Source organism: Streptomyces sp. NRRL B-24572, assembly GCF_002156145.1.
Classification (GTDB): domain Bacteria; phylum Actinomycetota; class Actinomycetes; order Streptomycetales; family Streptomycetaceae; genus Streptomyces; species Streptomyces vietnamensis.
Map to the genome: position 1 here is coordinate 1 of NZ_MWIG01000736.1, position 3,696 is coordinate 3,696.

General features: G+C 73.8%; 3 protein-coding genes. 1 reads left to right on the top strand and 2 read right to left on the bottom strand.

Annotation, left to right across the window (positions count from 1 at the left end):
* The first annotated feature begins 285 nt into the window (after positions 1–285).
* A complete protein-coding gene (locus tag CCN56_RS34810; RefSeq protein WP_086831792.1) occupies positions 286–936 on the top strand; it encodes a 1,4-alpha-glucan branching protein in 651 nt (216 codons plus the stop codon).
* A gap of 19 nt (positions 937–955) precedes the next feature.
* Here the strand turns inward: CCN56_RS34810 and CCN56_RS34815 are convergent, their stop codons facing one another.
* Both CCN56_RS34815 and CCN56_RS45170 read right to left on the bottom strand, forming a co-directional pair.
* Positions 956–2,029 (bottom strand): serine protease, encoded by a 1,074-nt coding sequence (locus CCN56_RS34815; RefSeq protein ID WP_086831791.1) that lies wholly within the window; start codon positions 2,027–2,029, stop codon positions 956–958.
* Positions 2,030–2,035: 6 nt separating this feature from the next.
* Positions 2,036–3,696 (bottom strand): serine protease (locus CCN56_RS45170; protein ID WP_256962334.1); only part of this gene is annotated, 1,661 nt, incomplete at its 5' end.

Consider the following 3,696-nt stretch of genomic DNA (forward strand, 5'->3'; position numbering starts at 1 on the left):
ACCGGGGGGTTCGGCGGCGAGGGCCGCACCCGCGCCTACGGGGGCGACGAGGATTCCCAGGGCCGCGAAGGTCGCGCAGACGCGCCGGTTCCGTGTGTGCGAGTACCTCACGGCGGGCCTCCTGACCGGCCGGGGACAACACTCCACCTCCAGGCTAGGTCGGCGCGGACACCCCCGCATCGCGACCCGGCCCGTCTGTTAGGTTGCGGTTCTTTGCCACCAGGGATTCGTCCGGGGATTCGCCCCGGGGTTCTTCGCCCCGGGTCAGAGAGGGAGATGCGCACGATGGCCGTCATCCACCACACCACGATGCAGCCCACCAAACTGGAGCTGCTCGCCGAGTGGCTGCCCAGCCGCGCCTGGTACGCCGGCGGAGCCGACGCGCCGAGCCCGGCCAAGGCGGGCGGTTTCCGGCTCGACGACCCCGAGGGCGAGGTCGGCATCGAGTTCATGGCGGTCACCGACGGCACCGGCGCCGACGCGGTCACCTACCTGGTCCCCATGACCTACCGCGGCGCGCCCCTGGAAGGCGCCGAGCACGCCCTCATCGGCACCTCCGAGCACGGCGTCCTCGGCACGCGCTGGATCTACGACGGCACCCACGACCCGGTGCTCGTCGCCCAGTTGTACGCCCTGCTCGCCGGCCGCGCAGAGGCGCAGGCCCAGTCCGTCGACGACACGATCGACCCGACCGTCGTCGCCTCGCTCGACGCCGCCGGGACCGGCGCGGAGCTCGTACGGGTCGAGGACGGCCCCGACCGCACCGACGTGGTCGTACGGGAGGCCGGCGCGGCCACGCCGCTGACGCTCCGGCTGCGGCGCGTCCTGGGCGACGGTGCGGACGGCGGGCCGGGCCGCGGCCGGGTCACGGCGGAGTGGCGCCTCGCCGACGGGACCACCGCCCGTGGTGCGTACGCCGTCGCACTCGCCGAGTAGCCGCGTCTCAGCCCCAGTCTCAGACCCAGTTGACCTCAGCCTTCGCGAGCAGCGGGTCCTCCACCAGCTCCCACAGCGGGACGGCGAAGTTGCCCGTGCGGTAGCGGCCGCCGAAGTGCAGTCCGAGGACCCGGTGGTCGACGAGGTCGAACACCGGGGAGCCGCTGTTCCCGCCGAGCGTCGAGCAGTCGTGCTTCATCACCAGGCCGCCGGGGGTGAAATCGGTGGCCGTGCCCGGCTGGAGCCGCTTCACGTTGTAGACGTCCATGAAGATCCGGCGCATCGACTCGGGCTCGTTGCGCCGGCCGTCCCAGGCCGGGTAGCCGATCACGTACACCGGCCGGCCCGGCAGGTCCGCCGGCCCGTCCGCCGCCACGGCGAGCGGCGTCGGCAGACCGTCCTCCGTCGCGGGCTCCACGCGGAGCAGCGCCATGTCGACGTCGGGGTGGATGCCGATGACGTCGGTGATCTCGTACGGCACCGAGGGCCCGGGCGGCCCGCCCTCGACGGGCAGCTCCTCCGCCGGGTCGACCCGCGCCGACATGCCGAACTCCAGGGTCCAGCGCTCGCCCTCGAAACGGCTGAACTCCGCCGCCACATGACGGTTCGTCATCACCGTGCGCGGGCCGACCAGGAACGCCGTGCCGATCCAGTCGAGGCTGGGGTGCCCGGTGACCTCGACCCGGCCGACCCGCAGGATCGAGTCCCGGATCCCGGGCCGCTGCGACTCCAGGACCGCCCACTCGTCGTGCTGCGGGGCGAAGTCCTGGCGCTGGACCAGGATCGCGGGCCGGCCCTCCAGGAGGACGATCGCCTCCACGCCGAAGGTCTCGTCCCCGTCGAGCTCGTCCTCCCGGTGCGCGGCCAGCTTCTCCAGGCCGCTGACCCCGGCCTCCAGGACGCGGGCCCGCTCCTCCCGGGCGAAGCGGGAGATCTCGGCCGCCGGTGCCACATCGGCGGGGAGTTCGAACGCGGACTCGGCGATCTCCGCCTCCAGTTGCGCGCGCATCCGCGCGGCGACCTCCTGCAGATCGTCGAAGATCCGCTCGGCGCCGGTCGCCACCGGCGACACACTCCGTGGTCCGTTCGGCATGGTCGCTCACCTCGGCTTCGCGTTCGCTTCCCCCCGGGCCGGCCGCCCGGACTGGGCCGCCATGATCTCCTCGTACAACTCCGGTCGGAACTCCCTGAGATGGGCCAGGATGCCGCTCATCTGGGTGCCCACGTTCACGAACTTCGTCCGGCCGCCCTGGAACTCGACCTCGTCCACCTTCCGCGTCCCCCGGTGCAGCCCCACGACCGTCCAGTCGTCGAGGCAGACCGGCGAGCCGGAGGAGCCGCCGCGGGTGTCGGTGAAGTACAGGATGTCGTGCTCGTCCGCCCGGTAGACCAGGTTGTTGCGCAGTGCCACCCTCTTCGGCAGTCCGCCCGGGTGCTGGATGATGTTGACCGGGACGCGCTGCCGCTCGCGGACGAGCAGCGGCCGGGTGGCGACCCGGAGGGTGGGCCGCTCTCCCTGGTCGGCGGAGAGCCGCACGATCGCGTAGTCGAGCGTCGCGTCCCAGGCCGCGAGCTCGCCGGCCGTCGCCTCCGGCGCGGTCGCCGTGTTCTCGACGAAGTCGAAGCGGGAGCGCGACATGAGCGCCTGGAGCCGCAGGTCCTCGTCGCTCACGTACGGCCGGACGCCCGACTCCCACGAACGGGCCATCACCACGTGGTGGTTGGTGATCAGCAGTCCGGGGGCGATCATCCAGCCGGTGCCGCCGTGCGGGTACGAGGGAAGCAGCGGCGCACCCGACTCGTACGGCGGGATCCGCAGCAGCGCCACGGAGGCACCGGCCCGGATGCCGCCGTGCAGGAACTCGTACGGCACGGTGTCGTCCTGGAGGACGATCTCCTCCTTCAGCTCCCCGGGCATCATCTCCGCCGGGAGCTCCGCCTCGCCGGTGATCTCGCGGGCCACGGAGTCCAGGGCGCCCTGGAGGACGGCGCGCGGGCCCGGCTCGTGGGTCTGCTCGATCGCGTTGTGCAGCCAGATCTCCAGCGGCACCAGACCGTCGAGGAGGCGCTCGACCTGGTTCATCGCGTTGAGGTCCGCGTGGGCCTGCTCCAGGGGGTCGTCGAGCGGCTGGAGGGTGGCCGTGAAGTAGCCGGGGACGCCCTTGAGCAGGGCGGGACGCAGGGTCCGGTCGGCGAGCCCCGCCGCCAGGGCGGCGTTGCGGACCCGCACCAGCTCCTCCTGCGGCAGGAACGGCACCTTCCGGAGCGCGGCCCCGGCGGCGTTCGGCGGCGGGCGGGTCCACAGGCCGGTCCTGGGCTCCTGCTCCGCGCCGTGTCCGACCGGGGCGGTGGGGGCGGCTCCGTGCGGGGCCGGGCCCTGGTCCATCGCGGAGGCCACCCCGAGCAGCAGGTCCCCGCTGCCGTCCCGGAGCGTCAGCGCCTGCCGGGCGACCGCGTCCAGGGTGCCGCGCCGCCGCGCCTCCCGCAGGTCCCGCTCGATCCGCTCCAGATCCGGACGGTCGGCACCGGAAGAGGGCTCCACCCCGGCCGCGGACTCCAGGACGCGAGTCAGCGCCGCGCGCAGGCCGGGCTCGTCGGTGAGGGTGGTGTCGAACCAGCGGGCCAGCTCGGTGACCACCGCCTCCTCGTCCGCGGGGAGCCCCACGAGCCGCAGCGTGTGCTCCAGGAGCCTCGGGTCCGCCCGGCAGGCCGTGGCCGCCGCCGTACGCGCGAGCGAGGGCTGCCGGGCGGACCCGAGGC

Bases quoted from the DNA above. Each gene is read 5' to 3' on its own strand.
- CCN56_RS34815 (WP_086831791.1), bottom strand. From the start codon at position 2,029: ATGCCGAACGGACCACGGAGTGTGTCGCCGGTGGCGACCGGCGCCGAG.
- CCN56_RS34810 (WP_086831792.1), top strand. From the start codon at position 286: ATGGCCGTCATCCACCACACCACGATGCAGCCCACCAAACTGGAGCTG.